This is a genomic window from Aeromonas sp. A600620 (genome assembly GCF_029479985.1).
GTDB lineage: Bacteria > Pseudomonadota > Gammaproteobacteria > Enterobacterales > Aeromonadaceae > Aeromonas > Aeromonas veronii_A.
Genome location: NZ_JAAKXB010000002.1, coordinates 301,832 through 317,114, shown reverse-complemented (window position 1 = coordinate 317,114; position 15,283 = coordinate 301,832). Strand labels below are relative to the sequence as shown.

12 protein-coding genes are annotated in these 15,283 nt (G+C 56.1%); 4 read left to right on the top strand and 8 right to left on the bottom strand.

From position 1 onward, the window contains the following. Positions 1–80: 80 nt before the first annotated feature. Positions 81–437 carry a DMT family protein gene (locus G5533_RS04075; protein ID WP_005353120.1) on the top strand — a complete coding sequence of 119 codons (357 nt, stop codon included), beginning with the start codon at positions 81–83 and terminating at the stop codon, positions 435–437. A 58-nt stretch (positions 438–495) separates the two neighbouring features. Continuing rightward, entirely contained in the window at positions 496–1,635 is a 1,140-nt protein-coding gene (gene tapW, locus G5533_RS04070) for a type IVa pilus ATPase TapW (protein ID WP_139473595.1), read from the top strand. A 94-nt stretch (positions 1,636–1,729) separates the two neighbouring features. Here the strand turns inward: tapW and G5533_RS04065 are convergent, their stop codons facing one another. Next, positions 1,730–2,179, bottom strand: coding sequence for a methyltransferase family protein (locus G5533_RS04065; protein WP_421250393.1), 450 nt, complete (start codon positions 2,177–2,179; stop codon positions 1,730–1,732). 173 nt (positions 2,180–2,352) lie between these two features. Between G5533_RS04065 and alr the strand changes: the two genes are divergently transcribed. Next, entirely contained in the window at positions 2,353–3,582 is a 1,230-nt protein-coding gene (gene alr, locus G5533_RS04060) for an alanine racemase (RefSeq protein ID WP_043825627.1), read from the top strand. Between the two features lie 62 nt (positions 3,583–3,644). Here the strand turns inward: alr and G5533_RS04055 are convergent, their stop codons facing one another. The 7 genes from G5533_RS04055 to G5533_RS04025 all read right to left on the bottom strand — a co-directional run bounded on the left by G5533_RS04055 (position 3,645) and on the right by G5533_RS04025 (position 11,401). Further along, on the bottom strand, positions 3,645–4,589 hold the full coding sequence (locus G5533_RS04055; RefSeq protein WP_005337664.1) for a TerC family protein: 945 nt from the start codon (positions 4,587–4,589) through the stop codon (positions 3,645–3,647). Positions 4,590–4,891: 302 nt separating this feature from the next. Further along, the gene (gene oppF / locus G5533_RS04050; protein WP_005337666.1) at positions 4,892–5,887 is read right to left on the bottom strand and encodes a murein tripeptide/oligopeptide ABC transporter ATP binding protein OppF; all 996 of its coding nucleotides are present in this window, start codon (positions 5,885–5,887) and stop codon (positions 4,892–4,894) included. Next, positions 5,888–6,868: an ABC transporter ATP-binding protein gene (locus G5533_RS04045; RefSeq protein WP_005337668.1), complete on the bottom strand. Its 981-nt coding sequence runs from the start codon at positions 6,866–6,868 to the stop codon at positions 5,888–5,890. It lies immediately after the preceding gene. Between the two features lie 54 nt (positions 6,869–6,922). Further along, entirely contained in the window at positions 6,923–7,834 is a 912-nt protein-coding gene (gene oppC, locus G5533_RS04040; RefSeq protein ID WP_139407229.1) for an oligopeptide ABC transporter permease OppC, read from the bottom strand. A 14-nt stretch (positions 7,835–7,848) separates the two neighbouring features. Then, on the bottom strand, positions 7,849–8,769 hold the full coding sequence (oppB, locus tag G5533_RS04035; protein ID WP_069555437.1) for an oligopeptide ABC transporter permease OppB: 921 nt from the start codon (positions 8,767–8,769) through the stop codon (positions 7,849–7,851). A gap of 98 nt (positions 8,770–8,867) precedes the next feature. Then, positions 8,868–10,487: an ABC transporter substrate-binding protein gene (locus G5533_RS04030; RefSeq protein WP_266135098.1), complete on the bottom strand. Its 1,620-nt coding sequence runs from the start codon at positions 10,485–10,487 to the stop codon at positions 8,868–8,870. A gap of 278 nt (positions 10,488–10,765) precedes the next feature. Beyond that, on the bottom strand, positions 10,766–11,401 hold the full coding sequence (locus tag G5533_RS04025) for a YchE family NAAT transporter (protein WP_005337678.1): 636 nt from the start codon (positions 11,399–11,401) through the stop codon (positions 10,766–10,768). An 839-nt stretch (positions 11,402–12,240) separates the two neighbouring features. Between G5533_RS04025 and adhE the strand changes: the two genes are divergently transcribed. Further along, positions 12,241–14,907: a bifunctional acetaldehyde-CoA/alcohol dehydrogenase gene (gene adhE / locus G5533_RS04020; protein ID WP_441254530.1), complete on the top strand. Its 2,667-nt coding sequence runs from the start codon at positions 12,241–12,243 to the stop codon at positions 14,905–14,907. Positions 14,908–15,283: the final 376 nt, after the last annotated feature.

The following is a 15,283-nucleotide window of genomic DNA, read 5'->3' as shown; positions in this document are numbered from 1 at the left end:
GGTTAAAAATACCCTCCCGCACCACGTATGAAAACCGGTGGTTCAGGGATAAAATGCGCCTGATTTTAAAGGAGAACCCCATGAACCCGATTTTCGCCAGTATCGGTCTGCTGCTCTGCAGCAACGTCTTTATGACCTTCGCCTGGTACGCTCATCTCAAGAGCATGAACCACAAACCCTGGATCATTGCCGCCCTGGTGAGCTGGGGTATCGCCTTGTTCGAATACCTGCTGCAAGTGCCAGCCAACCGCATCGGCCACACCGTGATGAGTGTGGGGCAACTGAAAATCCTGCAAGAAGTGATCACCCTCACCGTATTCGTCCCCTTCTCTATCTTCTATCTCAAGGAAGATCTGAAATGGGACTATCTCTGGGCAGGGCTCTGCATTCTCGGTGCGGTCTTTTTTGTCTTTCGCGAGAAACTGACCGGCGCCTGAGGCTGTACACTCAATATCATCCCGCTCATGGCATCTCATTGATCGACGAGGCAAAAAAATGGAATTGCGAGACATGTTACAGATCCTGGCCAAGCAGGATGGCTCAGACCTCTATCTGTCGACCGGCGCGCCCCCCTGCGCCAAGTTTAACGGCGGCCTGCGCCCCCTCAACGAAACGCCGCTGGAGCCGGGTGAAGTGGCGCGGATCGCCGCCGAGATCATGGATGGCGAGCAGAAACTGCAATTTGACAAGGATCTGGAGATGAACCTCGCCATCTCCCTGCCCCAGATCGGCCGCTTTCGGGTCAACATCTTCAAGCAGCGCAACGAAGTCTCTCTGGTGGCCCGCAACATCAAGACCGAAATCCCCCGCTTTGAAGATCTCAAACTCCCGCCTGTGCTGCTCGACACCATCATGGAAAAACGCGGTCTGGTACTGTTTGTCGGCGGTACCGGGTCGGGTAAATCTACCTCGCTGGCAGCGCTTATCGACCACCGCAACCGCAACAGCGGCGGCCACATCATCACCATCGAGGATCCGGTAGAGTTCGTTCATCGCCACCGCAAGAGCATCATCAACCAGCGGGAGGTTGGCGTGGATACCCGCAGCTTCCACGCCGCCCTGAAAAACACCCTGCGTCAGGCGCCGGACGTCATCCTTATCGGTGAAATTCGCGATCGCGAGACCATGGAACATGCGCTGGCCTTCTCCGAAACCGGCCACCTTGCCATCTCCACCCTGCACGCCAACAACGCCAACCAGGCGCTGGATCGCATCATCAACTTCTTCCCCGAGGAGCGCCGCCCCCAGCTGCTCAACGATCTGGGCAACAACCTCAAGGCTTTTGTCTCCCAGCGGCTGGTGAAAACCACTGATGGCGGCCGCCGGGCCGCAGTGGAGATCATGCTCGGCACCCACACCATCCGCGACATGATCAAACGCGGCGAATTTGGCGGCCTCAAAGAGGTGATGGAAAAATCGAAGGCCCTCGGCATGGTTACCTTCGACAGTGCCCTGTTCGACCTGGTGGTGGAAGGGGTGATTGAGGAAGAAGAGGCGGTGAAAAACGCCGACTCGGCCAACAACCTGCGCCTCAAGATCAAGCTGTGGAAGGAGAAGGGGCAGATCGCCAGCAGCAGCGATGCCACCGGCTGGAGCCTCGAACCCACCAAGGACGAGAAGGGCGATTTTTTCTAACCAGTTCCTCGAGAACCCCGGGCCCGCCCGGGGTTCTCTTTATCCAGCACGGCTGACCCGAATTATCCGCTCAGCCCACGCAGGTCACTGCCAATCAGCACCAACGGCGAACACGCTGGCAATACGCCACATACTCGTTGCCGAAGCGGGCGCGCAGCAGCCGCTCCTCCGGCACGATCTGGAAACGGGTCAACCAGGCCACCAGCACGATCGGCCCAGCCCAAACCCAGACACCCCCGAGATAACAACCCCAGGCGGCCAGCCAGCAGAGCAAGCCCAGATACATGGGATTGCGACTGAGGCGATAGACGCCACAGGTGACCAGACGGCTGGTGTGCTGAGGCTTGGTGGGGCTGACCGTAGTCTGGTGGTGGCGAAACCGTTGCAGGGCACCAAACCCCATGATGGCCCCCGCCACGATCAGCACAGTCATCGGCACCATTACCCACACCCCGGGCTGCTCTGCGCCCCTCAGCCACCACATGGCCCCCGCACAGAACAGAAAGATCAGTGGTGGCGGCAAACGTAACTCAAGATTGACCATTTTCTTCCCCTGACGAGTGTCGGCCGAACCCGTGTTGCGGTAGACTCCCAACCAGTCAGCGCCTGTTGAGAGTGACAAAGATCATAATAATAACAACAAGTTGTGGTTAAACCACCACCAATGTGGCCGACCCCGTCCAAACTATCCAACGCGAACAACAAAAAGGAATCACCATGCACAAGAAAACTCTGCTGGCTACCCTGATCTTCGGCCTGCTCGCGGGCCAAGCCGTTGCGGCTCCCTATCTGCCCCTTGCGACGGATCATCGCAACGGCCAGGAGCAAACCGCCAGCAACGCCTGGTTGGAAGTGGATCTGGGCGCCTTTGAGCACAATATCCAGACCCTCAAGGATCGCCTCGGCGACAAGGGCCCGCAGATCTGCGCCATCATGAAGGCCGACGCTTACGGTCATGGCATCGACCTGCTGGTCCCCTCCGTGGTCAAGGCCAATATCCCCTGCATCGGCATCGCCAGCAACGAAGAGGCGCGCGTCGCCCGCGAGAAGGGCTTTACCGGCCGTCTGATGCGGGTGCGTGCAGCCACCCCGGATGAAGTAGAGCAGGCCCTGCCCTACAAGATGGAGGAGCTGATCGGCAGTCTGGTGAGTGCCCAGGGTATCGCCGATATCGCCCAGCGCCACCACACCACCATTCCGGTGCATATCGCGCTCAACTCCGCCGGCATGAGCCGCAACGGCATCGACCTGCGTCTGGCCGATGCCAAGCAGGATGCGCTGGCCATGCTCAAGCTCAAGGGGATCACCCCGGTCGGCATCATGACCCACTTCCCGGTTGAGGAGAAAGAGGACGTCAAGATGGGGCTGGCCCAGTTCAAACTGGACTCCCAGTGGCTGCTGGAAGCAGGCAAGCTGGATCGCAGCAAGATCACCATCCACGCCGCCAACTCCTTCGCCACCCTGGCCGTGCCGGACGCCTACTTCGACATGGTGCGCCCGGGCGGCCTGCTCTACGGTGACTCCATCCCCTCCCACACCGAGTACAAGCGGGTGATGGCATTCAAGACCCAGGTCGCCTCGGTCAACCACTATGCAGCGGGCAACACCGTCGGTTATGACCGCACCTTTACTCTCAAGCGTGACTCCTGGCTCGCCAACTTGCCGCTGGGCTACTCCGACGGTTATCGCCGCTCCCTGAGCAACAAGGCCTATGTGCTGATCCAGGGTCAGAAGGTGCCGGTGGTCGGCAAGACTTCCATGAACACCATCATGGTGGATGTGACTGATCTGAAAGGGGTGAAACCCGGCGACGAGGTGGTGCTGTTTGGCCGTCAGGGTGACGCCGAAGTGAAACAGGCGGATCTGGAGGAGTACAACGGCGCCCTGCTGGCGGACATGTACACCATCTGGGGCTACACCAACCCCAAGAAGATCAAACGCGGATAACACGATATGAAAAAGGGCTCCCGCGGGAGCCCTTGTTGTTATTGCTTAATTGTCTGCCGCGCTCAAGCGGCCTTTTTACGGGTCACAAACAGACTCAGCCCCATGGATGCCAGCAGGATCAACGCGACTACGCCCAGTGCTATGCCGGTCGGGATCTTGAAGATATCCAGCAGCAGCATCTTGACCCCGATAAACATCAGGATCAGCGCCAGACCGTATTTGAGCAGGGCGAAGCGATCAGCCACACCCGCCAGTAGGAAGTACATGGCGCGCAGACCCATGATGGCGAAGATGTTGGAGGTCAGCACGATGAAGGGATCCGTGGTCACCGCGAAGATGGCCGGGATACTGTCCACCGCGAAGATGAGATCGCTCACCTCCACCAACACCAGAATGAGCAGCAGCGGGGTGGCATAGCGCACACCGTCACGCCAGACGAAGAACTTCTCCCCTTCCAGGGTCTCGGTCACCTTGAAACGACGGCGCATCCAGCCCAGCAACGGGTTGTTGGCGAGATCAGGCTCCTTGTCGGCCGCCCACAGCATCTTGGCACCGGTCAGCAGCAGGAAAGCGCCAAACAGATAGAGGATCCAGTGGAACTGCTCGATGAGCCAGCTACCCGCGAACACCATACCGGCACGCATCACGATGGCACCCAGTACTCCATAGAGCAGCACCCGGCGCTGCAGCTCGGCCGGAATGGCAAAGTAACCGAACAGCATCAGCCAGACGAATACGTTGTCCACTGCCAGCGCTTTCTCGATGAGGTAGCCAGTGAGGAACTCCAGTCCCTTCTGGTTGGCAATCTCACGGCCCGCGCTGTGATCCAGCCAGAGCCAGATGGCCAGGTTGAAGAGCAGCGCCACGCTGACCCAGATGAGGGACCAGACACCCGCCTCTTTGAGGGACACCTTGTGTGACTTGCCGCCACCGACAAAGCGTATGTCTATCCATAACAGGACCAGCACTATGCTGAAGAAACCGGTCCACATCCACCATTCACCCATTTTCACTTCTCCCAAAAACGACAAAACCCACGACCGAGAGGCGTGGGTTTGCGTTTGGAGCATATACACCTTGCCTCTCGGCAAGGTCTCACTTACAGCTGATTTGCATCGACTGCCCGGCTGCCGGGTGCACTGCAGGATATGGGTGCACCGTAATGACGACAAACCGGCGAGAAGTTACTCCCCTTGTTGCGCGGATAGTAGCAGCGGTAAAAGATAACGCCAAGAGGCATCTTCACTGCCGTCAAAAATAAATCGGGGCCCCATCAAGGAGCCCCGCAAGCAGGTTCAACACATCCCCATCAGAGCGGGTCGACCTTGAGGCAGGAGACCGCGTGATCGAAGTTCCCCTCCAGCACGGGGCGGGTCTTGGCGCACTCGGGGCCAGCCACCGGGCAGCGGGTGCGGAACACGCAACCGGACGGCGGGTTCATCGGTGAGGGCAAGTCCCCCTCCAGGATCTGGATCACCTTGTTGCGCTCCAGCTCAGGGTCCGGGATTGGCACCGCGGACATCAGCGCCTTGGTGTAGGGATGCAACGGGTTGGCAAAGATCTCCTTGCGAGTCCCCAGCTCAACGGCGTTGCCCAGATACATCACCAGCACCCGATCGGAGATATGTTTGACAACCGACAGATCGTGGGCGATGAAGATGAGCGACAGCCCCATCTCCTTTTGCAGGGATTTGAGCAGGTTGACCACCTGTGCCTGGATAGAGACATCAAGCGCTGACACCGGCTCATCGCAGATGATCATCTTGGGCTCGAGGATCAGCGCCCGGGCAATCCCGATCCGCTGGCACTGGCCGCCGGAGAACTCGTGCGGATAGCGGTTGACCAGGTTGGGCAACAACCCCACCTTGCTCATCATGGCGCGCACCTTCTCCTTCACCTCTTCCCGTGGCAGGTTGGGATAGAAGGTGATGAGCGGCTCGGCGATGATGTCGCCGATGGTCATGCGTGGGTTCAGAGAAGCCAGCGGATCCTGGAAGATCATCTGGATCTCTTTGCGCTTCTCGCGCAGGGCATTCTGATCGAGCTTGGTGAGATCGTCACCCAGCCACACCACCTTGCCATCGGTGGCCGGTACCAGACCGATGATGGCGCGGGCAAAGGTCGATTTGCCGCAGCCGGATTCACCCACCACGCCGAGGGTTTCCCCTTCGTAGAGGCGCAGGGTAACGCCATCGACCGCCTTCAAATCGGATGGCTTGGCCCAAGGCCACGCCTTGCCACTCTTGATACTGAAGTGGACCTTGAGGTCAGACACTTCCAACAGCAATTTTTTGTCGGCACCCATTTAGTTGGCCCCCTTGTTCATGGCATCCGAAACCCAGTGGCAAGCACGCTCCCGACCGTCGTTGAACGGGGTCAGGATCGGTGACTGCTGGCCGCAAATCTCGCTCACACGGTGGCAACGCTCCTGGAAGGGGCAACCGGTCGGCAGACGCAGCAGGTTGGGCGGATTGCCCGGGATGGTGGGCAACACTTCCCCTTCGGTATCGAGACGAGGAATGGCGCGCAGCAGGCCTTCGGTGTAGGGGTGGCTCGGGCGATAGAAGATATCGTCTACCTTGCCGTACTCCATGGTACGACCGGCATACATCACCAGCACCTTGTTGCAGATACCGGCGACCACGCCAAGGTCATGGGTGATCATGATGATGGCGGTGTTGAACTCGCGCTTGAGCTCATTCATCAGAGTCATGATCTGGGCCTGTACGGTCACGTCGAGTGCGGTAGTCGGTTCGTCGGCGATCAGCAGTTGCGGCCGGCAGAGCAGTGCCATGGCGATCATCACCCGCTGACGCATGCCGCCGGAGAACTCGTGGGGATACATCCCCATCCGCTTGCGCGCTTCGGGAATTTTCACCGCATCGAGCATCCGCACCGACTCTTCGAACGCTTCCGCCTTGCTGACGCCCTTATGCAACATCAGCACTTCCATCAGCTGATCCTGCACCTTCATGTAGGGGTTGAGCGAGGTCATGGGGTCCTGGAAGATCATGGCGATCTTCTCGGAGCGGATCTTGTTGAGCTTGGACTCCGGCAGGTTGAGGATCTCCTCCCCCTGAAACTTGGCGGAACCGGTAATAATGCCGTTCTTGGCCAGCAGCCCCATGATGGCAAAGGCCGTCTGGGATTTACCGGAGCCGGACTCGCCGACGATCCCCAGGGTTTCACCCGCAGAGAGAGAAAAATTGAGGTCGTTGACCGCCACCACATTGCCATCCGGGGTCTTGAACTCGACCCGCAGATCTTTCACATCCAGTAACTTCATATAAAAACTCCTTATCGATCTTTCGTGATGCTTTCCTGTCGACCCGATGCTCGATTAACGATCTTTCGGATCAAGGGCGTCACGCAGACCATCCCCGAGGAAGTTGAAGCAAAACAGGGTCACCACCATAAAACCGGCGGGGAACAGCAGTTGCCAGATGGCCACTTCCATCGACTTGGAGCCTTCATCCAGCAGGGCACCCCAGCTGGTCATCGGTTCCTGAACCCCAAGGCCCAGGAAACTCAGGAAGGATTCAAACATGATCATCCCCGGCACCAGCAAGGTGGCGTAAACGGCCACGATACCGAGTACGTTCGGTACGATGTGACGGGTGATGATCTTCCACTTGGAGACGCCACAGACGTGGGCCGCCTCGATAAACTCCTTGCTCTTGAGGCTGAGAGTCTGGCCGCGCACGATACGCGCCATGTCGAGCCAGCTCACCGCCCCGATAGCGATAAAGATGAGTGCCAGATTGCGGCCAAAGAAGGTGACCAGCATGATGACAAAGAACATGAAGGGGAAGGCGTTGAGGATCTCCAGTACCCGCATCATCAGGCTGTCGACCCGCCCGCCGATAAAGCCGGAGGCCGCGCCATACAGGGTGCCGATGATGACCGCCACCATGGCGCCCATGATGCCGACCATCAGGGAGATGCGACCGCCCAGCAGGGTGCGCACGAACAGATCGCGCCCCAGACTGTCGGTTCCGAAGTAGTGACCTGCTTCCATATCCGGCGGCGACTGCATGGCGCCCCAGTCCGGATCGTCAAAGGTGTATTGGGACAAATGGGGGCCAAAGATGACCGCCAGACCGATGATGGTCAGAATGATCAGGCTGGTCAGGGCCGCCTTGTTGCGCAGGAAACGGCGACGGGCATCCTTCCACAGGGAGCGCCCCTCCACCACTTCCACTTTTTGCGCGAACGCCTCGACGGCATCGCGTTTTTCAGTTGAAACAACCATGATGAACTCCCGAATTAGTAACGGATCTTGGGATCGATAAAGGCGTAGAGAATATCGACCACTGCGTTAAAGGTGATGGTGAGGGCGCCGACCAGAATGGTCAGACCGAGCACCATGGAGTAATCACGGTTAAGGGCACCGTTGACGAACAGCTGACCGATCCCCGGCAGGCCGAAGATGGTCTCGATCACCACGGAACCTGTGATGATGCCGACAAAGGCCGGGCCCAGATAGGAGACCACCGGCAGCATGGCCGGACGCAGCGCGTGTTTCAGGATGATGTGGCGCAGCGGCAAGCCCTTGGCACGGGCGGTACGGATGAAGTTGGAGTTCATGGTCTCGATCATGCTGCCCCGCATGATCCGCGAGATGGCAGAGATGTAGTACATCATCATGCCGAACACCGGCAGCACCATAAACTGGATGCCACCGCCCTGCCAGCCACCGGCAGGGAACCAGCCCAGATGAATACTGAAAAACAGCACCAGCAAGGGCGCCAGCACAAAGCCCGGGATCACCACCCCGGCCATAGCCGACGACATCAGCAGATAATCGATGATGGTGTTCTGTTTCAGTGCCGCTATGGTGCCGAAGGTGACCCCCAGCAACACGGCGAAGAAGAAGGCCGTGGTCCCGATCTTGGCGGATACAGGCAACGCCTGGCTCACCAGATCATTGACGGTGAAATCCTTGTATTTGAAAGAGGGACCCAAATCACCCTGCACCAGGTTGCCCAGGTAGGTGAGATATTGCATGCCAATGGGTTTGTCGAGCCCATATTTGGCCTCGATATTGGCCATCACTTCAGGGGGAAGTGAACGTTCGCTGGTAAAGGGGTTACCCGGGGCGAAACGCATCATGAAGAAAGAGACAGTGATCAAGACCAACAGAGTCGGGATCGCTTCCAATAGCCGTTTAAAAATGAATTTCAACATAGACATTTCCTGTCCTGTACTGCTTCCAAAGGGTCGCGATTGTAATAAAGGCCCGCCGTCCGGCGGGCCCTGCTTGTTATGCGACTTGTTGCTTTAAATCAGTGAGCAATGATGTACATATCTTTGCTGTAGAGGTTATCCAGCGGGTTGCTTGGGTAACCCCCAACATAAGCTTTGACCATCCGAGGTTGAACATATTGGTATATCGGGATGATCGGCATGTCCTTGGCCAGGATCTCTTCCGCCTGGACATAGAGCTTGTTGCGAGCGTCCGCATCAACCTGATCACGAGAGTCGGTCATCAACTTGTCAAACGCTGGATTGGAGTACTTGCCATCGTTGTTGCCGTGAGTGGTCTGCATCAGATCCAGCATGGATGAGGCTTCGTTGTAGTCGGCGCTCCAGCCGGCACGACCCACGTCAAACTGGCCCTGCTTCTTGGTTTCCAGGTAAGTTTTCCACTCCTGGTTCACTAAACTGACCTCTGCACCCAGTTTTTTCCACATGGAAGCAACGGCCACAGCCACTTTCTTGTGGTTGTCATCGGTGTTGTAGAGCAGCTCGAACTTCAACGGCTTGCTGGCATCGAAACCTGCCTCTTCAAGCAGCGCCTTGGCCTTGGCATCACGCTCGGCCTGGGTCATTTTTGACCACTCTGGGGCAACCGGTTTAAAACCATCGACATAGTCAGGCGTCAACCCATATGCGGGTTTTTGCCCTTGCCCCATGACTTTATCTGCAATCACGTCACGATTGACCGCATAAGAAAGAGCAGTTCGCACTCGCACGTCATCAAACGGCTTTTTCTTGATGTTGAACTGGTAGTAATAAGTAGAAACCAGACCTTCAACCTTCAAATCAGCCGGGTAATCTTTCTTGAGTTGCTTGAAACGTTCGATAGGCACGTTCCATGTCATATCAATTTCACCAGCCAAGAAGCGATTTAGCTCCGCGTTGGTGGACTGGATCGGAAGATAGGTAACCTTGTTGATCACCGTTTTCGCATCATTCCAGTAGTTTTTATTACGCTCCAAGCCAATTCGCTCATTAACAACCCACTCCTTCAATACGTAGGCACCATTACCTACCATATTGCCCGGCTGGGTCCATTTTTCACCATACTTCTCGATGACCTTCTTCGGTACCGGGTAGGTGGTGGTGTGAGAGAGCATGGTTACGAAATAAGGGATAGCCTTCTCGAGCTGCACTTCGAAGGTGTAGTCGTCGGTCGCCTTCACGCCCAGCGTATCAGCCGGCTTCTTGCCAGCAATGATCTCTGTAGCATTGGCAATAGTTGGCATCTCCAGATACCAGGAGTAAGGAGAGGCTGTCTTGGGGTCAACTGCACGCTGGAAGGCATATACAAAATCATGTGCGGTGACAGGTTCACCGTTGGACCACTTGGCATCTTTGCGCAGGTGGAAGACGTAGTGCTTGTTATCCTTGGTTTCCCAAGACTCTGCGACACCAGGAACAACTTCCCCTTTCGAACCGGATGTCACGAGACCTTCAAAGAGGTCGCGCAAAATTGCAGACTCAGGCGTTCCTTCAACTTTCTGTGGGTCCAAGGTCGCAGGCTCGGAACCGTTGCCTTTTACCAGTTGCTGGACTTCAGCCAGCTTGGTTCCCGCCGGGACATCGGCAGCCTGAGCCACATTGACGCCACCAAACAGTGCAGCCATCAGCAATGTGTTAATCATTGTTTTTTTATGAGTCATTTCCCTACTCCAACAAGAACATTCCATGCGTTTTTAAAGTGACGGGGTTAAAACCCGCTCCCAGCATAATTCCCTGCCAATTCCGATAATGCAACAGATATTGTCAGGGTAACCGTCATTTTCTGGTTAAAAAATCAGCTGACACGCGCTTTTTCAGTATTAAAACACCGACAAAACGCTCATTTTTCACACAAACGCCCGATTCTAGAAAAGACCGGGCAAAAAGCAACCAATAAAAAGCCGGTCACGAGGACCGGCTTTCATAAAGCGGAGCTGGCTCACATCAAGCTGGGGAAAACCCCCTTGATGCCGGCCACCATGATCTCGATACCCAGCGACATCATGATAAGACCCATGATACGGGTCACCACGTTGATACCGGTGTTGCCCATGATCTTGAACAGCAGCGGCGCGGCGCGGAAGATGAGCCAGGAGCAGAAAGAGAAGACAACGACAACCACTGACATGCCGAGCAGCTGCTGCCAGTGGCTCTGGCTGGCATAGACAATCACCGAGGAGATGGCACCGGGGCCCGCCATAAGCGGCAGCGCCAGCGGTACCACGGCGATAGACTCGCGCACAGCCAGTTCGCCCTTTTCCTGTTTGTTGTGCTTCACCTCGCCCAGCTTGCCCTGCAGCATCGACCAGGCAATCAGGGTAATCAGCGACCCACCGGCGATCCGGAACGACGCCAGCGAGATACCAAACCCATCGAGGATCAGCTGCCCCATATACATGGAGACCAGCAGGATCACCATCACCGCGATATTGGCGGTGGTATTGGTTTTCATCCGCTCGGCCTGGGTATGGTGGCTGGTCAGACTGACAAACACCGGCAACAAACCAAGCGGGTTGATAATTGCGAACAAACCGACAAAAAACTTCAGATACAACGAGACGTCAATTGCTGCCATAGGCGCCTTCCAATAGAGTTTCGGGCCCAGCGGGCCAGTCCATTAATTTCGTGCGTAAATTTACATCATAGCCAGAGCGGGCACCAATCAAATAATCTCACCATTTTGAGGGTTTTTTAGTTAGTTCATCTAATGCATCCGCGCTAACTGGCATAAACCGATGCCAAAAGCCCTTTCTACCGCCCGACACGCGCCAGAAAAGTGAGCGCAAGCCTGCTTAATCATGCCCAGAGAGTCAGACGGTGGCTGACCGAATTACCTAGCGACTCGAGAGAATCTATGCTTTGCCTTTCCACTATTTCAGGCCAGACATCACTTCATTGACTCGGCAAGAGAGCCACAACGCAAAAATCGCGAAGCGGGCAGAAATAGCGCCCTCGGGGAATAAAGCGGATTAGTCATGGATTAAAACAACAATCATTTTTGCAACAAACGCTGGAATAAAGTGCGTTTGTCGGTGATTTTGAAACCAATTCACTCATATTTGCTAACCTATACCGCCAAAATAGCTCTGTAATACTATGGCTGAGTGCAATTAACCACTTGATAAATGTGGTTTATTACCCTGCGTTAACAAGTATCTCGCCTTTCCCTTTGATGCACATTCCGATAACATCAGTCAAACAAGGATTGTGAAATAAAATTTCTTTTGTTCTTTTGTTACACATGATCCAGATCAAGTTTTTCTGAGTCAGCCCCGCTCTATAATCGACTCAGAAAGCGATTTAGTAAGGCATGTGAAAAAGCTGTTGCAACGATACCCTCTTGACAGGGCGACTATAATTGCCGGGCATTGCCAACGTCTTACTAAACAGTTTTCAAATAATCAGGAGATAAACATGGCAGTAACCAATTTGGCTGAACTGGATGCACTGGTCGCCCGCGTTAAGGAAGCCCAGCGTGAATTCGCCAGCTTCTCTCAAGAGCAGGTAGACAAGATCTTCCGTGCCGCCGCCCTGGCCGCCAACAACGCCCGTATCCCCCTGGCCCAGATGGCCGTGGAAGAGTCCGGTATGGGTATCATCGAAGACAAGGTTATCAAGAACCACTTCGCCTCCGAATACATCTACAACAAGTACAAAGACGAGAAGACCTGCGGCATTCTGAGCGAAGACGATCAGATGGGTACCATCACCATCGCCGAGCCGGTAGGTATCATCTGTGGTATCGTTCCGACCACCAACCCGACCTCCACTGCGATCTTCAAATCCATGATCGCGCTCAAGACCCGCAACGCCATCATCTTCTCCCCGCACCCCCGCGCCAAGAAATCCACCAATACCGCTGCCAAGCTGGTACTGGATGCAGCTGTTGCCGCCGGTGCACCGAAAGACATCATCGGCTGGATCGACCAACCGTCTGTTGAGCTCTCCAACGCCCTGATGAAGCACGAAGACATCAACCTGATCCTGGCCACCGGTGGCCCGGGTATGGTCAAAGCAGCCTACTCCTCCGGTAAGCCTGCTATCGGTGTGGGTGCCGGTAACGTACCTATCGTTATCGACGAAACCGCCGACGTGAAGCGTGCCGTTGCCTCCATCCTGATGTCCAAAACTTTCGATAACGGCGTGGTCTGTGCTTCCGAGCAGGCAGTCATCGTTGTTGATGCCATCTACGACCAGGTTAAAGAGCGCTTTGCATCCCACAAGGGCCACGTGCTCTCCAAAGAAGATGCTGACAAGGTACGTAAAGTCATCCTGATCAACGGTGCCCTGAACGCCAACATCGTTGGCCAACCAGCCACCAAGATTGCCGAGATGGCAGGCGTGACTGTACCGGCTGATACCAAGATCCTAATCGGTGAAGGCGTCAAGCTGTGTGCAGAAGATGAGTTTGCTCACGAGAAATTGTCCCCGCTGCTCGGTATGTTCCGTGCAAGCAGCTTCGAAAACGCCGTTGATATGGCCTGTGACATGGTCAACATCGGTGGTATCGGCCACACCTCAGGTCTGTACACCGACCAGGACCGCAACGCTGACCGCATCAAGTACTTCGGCGACAAGATGAAGACCGCGCGTATCCTGATCAACACTCCGTCTACCCAAGGCGGTATCGGTGACCTGTACAACTTCGCAATGGCTCCGTCCCTGACCCTGGGTTGCGGCTCCTGGAGCGGTAACTCCATCTCCGAAAACGTGGGTCCGAAGCACCTGATCAACAAGAAGACAGTCGCAAAACGGGCAGAAAACATGCTGTGGCACAAACTTCCGAAATCCATCTACTTCCGTCGTGGTTCCCTGCCGATCGCTCTGAGCGACCTGGAAGGTAAAAAGCGTGCCATGGTCGTGACCGACCGCTTCCTGTTCAACAACGGCTACGCCGATGAACTGGTCAGCCTGCTGAAAGCACAGAATATGGAAGTGGAAGTGTTCTACGAAGTAGAAGCTGACCCGACCCTGGCTGTGGTTCGCAAGGGTGCCGAGATGGCCAACTCCTTCAAACCGGACGTTATCCTGGCGCTGGGCGGTGGTTCACCAATGGATGCGGCCAAGATCATGTGGGTAATGTACGAGCACCCGAACACCGCGTTCGAAGATCTGGCCATGCGCTTTATGGATATCCGCAAGCGTATCTACAAGTTCCCGAAAATGGGCGTGAAGGCCGAACTGGTCTGTATCACCACCACTTCCGGTACCGGCTCTGAAGTCACTCCGTTTGCGGTAGTAACCGATGAAGTGTCTGGTCAGAAGTATCCGCTGGCTGACTACGAGCTGACCCCGAACATGGCCATCGTTGATGCCAACCTGGTCATGGGCATGCCGAAGTCCCTGTGTGCCTTCGGTGGTATCGATGCCGTGACTCACGCCATGGAAGCCTATGTTTCCGTACTGGCTAACGAGTACTCCGACGGCCAGGCGCTGCAAGCCCTGAAAATGCTGAAAGAGTACCTGCCGTCCAGCTACCAGAACGGTGCCAACGACCCGATCGCTCGTGAGAAGGTGCACAATGCTGCCACCATCGCCGGTATCGCGTTCGCCAACGCCTTCCTGGGTGTGTGCCACTCCATGGCTCACAAACTGGGTGCCGAGTTCCACATTCCGCACGGTCTGGCTAACGCCCTGCTGATCAGCAACGTCATCCGCTACAACGCGAACGACAACCCGACCAAGCAGACTGCGTTCTCCCAGTACGACCGTCCGCAGGCTCGTCGTCGTTACGCCGAAGTCGCTGACCACCTGGGTCTGACTGCTGCCGGTGACCGCACCGCAGCCAAGATCGAGAAGCTGCTGACCTGGCTGGACGAGCTGAAGGCGACCCTGGGTATCCCGGCCTCTATCCGCGAAGCTGGCGTGACTGAAGCTGACTTCCTGGCCAAGGTTGACCAGCTGGCTATCGAAGCTTTCGATGACCAGTGCACCGGCGCCAACCCGCGCTACCCGCTGATCAGCGAGCTGAAGCAGGTTCTGCTGGACTCCTACTACGGTCGTCCGTTCACCGAAGCCGCTCCGGTAACTGCTGCCCCGGTTGAAGCCAAGGTTGAAGGCAAGAAGAAATCCAAGGCCTGATAACCAGTCCTGAGATAACAAGCCCGCGCACTGCGCGGGCTTTTTTTATCTGCCACTTATCACAGAGCTCCTCTCTCCAGCCGATTGCGGTAGTGCAGCCCCTAACTTCCCAACCAACCAACCAACCAACCAACCAACCAACCAACTCGCCCCAGCCAATCCGCTATCAACATCCCAACCTGTCACTCTGTATTGATGGGCACCTGTGATAACAAGAGCACGCTCCATCACCTCCTATCCCCTACCCTCAACGAATTACCCTGACGGGCAGATGTGAGCAGTCAACGCCATCTCAAGAGCTAAAGGTGTGATAAACAGGATAAGCGGAACCTCGCTAACGCAACGCAGCAGAACTGCCGACTGGCGTACGTGCAGG

What these genes read in the sequence shown, in the direction of transcription:
- alr (WP_043825627.1), top strand. Translation starts at nt 2,353, where the DNA reads ATGCACAAGAAAACTCTGCTGGCTACCCTGATCTTCGGCCTGCTCGCG.
- G5533_RS04045 (WP_005337668.1), bottom strand. Translation starts at nt 6,868, where the DNA reads ATGAAGTTACTGGATGTGAAAGATCTGCGGGTCGAGTTCAAGACCCCG.
- oppF (WP_005337666.1), bottom strand. Translation starts at nt 5,887, where the DNA reads ATGGGTGCCGACAAAAAATTGCTGTTGGAAGTGTCTGACCTCAAGGTC.
- G5533_RS04055 (WP_005337664.1), bottom strand. Translation starts at nt 4,589, where the DNA reads ATGGGTGAATGGTGGATGTGGACCGGTTTCTTCAGCATAGTGCTGGTC.
- tapW (WP_139473595.1), top strand. Translation starts at nt 496, where the DNA reads ATGGAATTGCGAGACATGTTACAGATCCTGGCCAAGCAGGATGGCTCA.
- oppC (WP_139407229.1), bottom strand. Translation starts at nt 7,834, where the DNA reads ATGGTTGTTTCAACTGAAAAACGCGATGCCGTCGAGGCGTTCGCGCAA.
- oppB (WP_069555437.1), bottom strand. Translation starts at nt 8,769, where the DNA reads ATGTTGAAATTCATTTTTAAACGGCTATTGGAAGCGATCCCGACTCTG.
- G5533_RS04065 (WP_421250393.1), bottom strand. Translation starts at nt 2,179, where the DNA reads ATGGTCAATCTTGAGTTACGTTTGCCGCCACCACTGATCTTTCTGTTC.
- G5533_RS04030 (WP_266135098.1), bottom strand. Translation starts at nt 10,487, where the DNA reads ATGACTCATAAAAAAACAATGATTAACACATTGCTGATGGCTGCACTG.
- G5533_RS04025 (WP_005337678.1), bottom strand. Translation starts at nt 11,401, where the DNA reads ATGGCAGCAATTGACGTCTCGTTGTATCTGAAGTTTTTTGTCGGTTTG.
- G5533_RS04075 (WP_005353120.1), top strand. Translation starts at nt 81, where the DNA reads ATGAACCCGATTTTCGCCAGTATCGGTCTGCTGCTCTGCAGCAACGTC.
- adhE (WP_441254530.1), top strand. Translation starts at nt 12,241, where the DNA reads ATGGCAGTAACCAATTTGGCTGAACTGGATGCACTGGTCGCCCGCGTT.